Genomic DNA, 764 nt, shown 5'->3' with positions numbered 1-764 from the left:
GAAATCCTGTGGGAATCCGCCAGCACCATCTGGCAAGGCTAAATACTCCTGAGAGACCGATAGTGGACCAGTACCGTGAGGGAAAGATGAAAAGAACCCCGAACAGGGGAGTGAAAAGAACCTGAAACCGTGTGCTTACAAGCGGTCGGAGCGGAGCGATTCCGTGACGGCGTGCCTTTTGCATAATGAGCCTACGAGTTACTCTTGTCCGGCAAGGTTAATCGATTAAGTCGAGGAGCCGAAGCGAAAGCGAGTCTGAACAGGGCGCATAGTCGGACGAGGTAGACGCGAAACCTTGTGATCTACCCTTGGGCAGGTTGAAGGTGCGGTAACACGTACTGGAGGACCGAACCGATAAACGTTGAAAAGTTTCCGGATGACCTGAGGGTAGGGGTGAAAGGCCAATCAAACTGGGAAATAGCTCGTACTCCCCGAAATGTTTTTAGGAACAGCGTCGGCATTGAGTCTAGCAGAGGTAGAGCTACCGATTGGGTGCGGGGGAGTCAAATCCTACCAAATCCAGACGAACTCCGAATGCTGCTAGATATGGCCGGCAGTGAGGCTTTGGGTGCTAAGGTCCAAGGCCGAGAGGGAAAGAACCCAGACCATCAGCTAAGGTCCCCAAATTCGTTCTAAGTTGAACTAACGAGGTCCGGTTGCCCAGACAGCTAGGATGTTGGCTTGGAAGCAGCCATTCATTTAAAGAGTGCGTAACAGCTCACTAGTCGAGCGGCCGGGCGTGGATAATAAACGGGCATCAAGAA

1 rRNA gene is annotated in these 764 nt (G+C 52.4%); it reads left to right on the top strand.

Annotated elements, in window-relative coordinates:
* Nucleotides 1–764 (top strand): 23S ribosomal RNA (locus ABD676_RS18165); the annotation flags it as partial.

The sequence above is a fragment of the Sphingobacterium kyonggiense genome (assembly GCF_039536825.1).
Taxonomy (GTDB): domain Bacteria; phylum Bacteroidota; class Bacteroidia; order Sphingobacteriales; family Sphingobacteriaceae; genus Sphingobacterium; species Sphingobacterium kyonggiense.
Note: the sequence above shows the minus strand (reverse complement) of the source record. Positions and strands in the feature narration are given on the sequence as shown.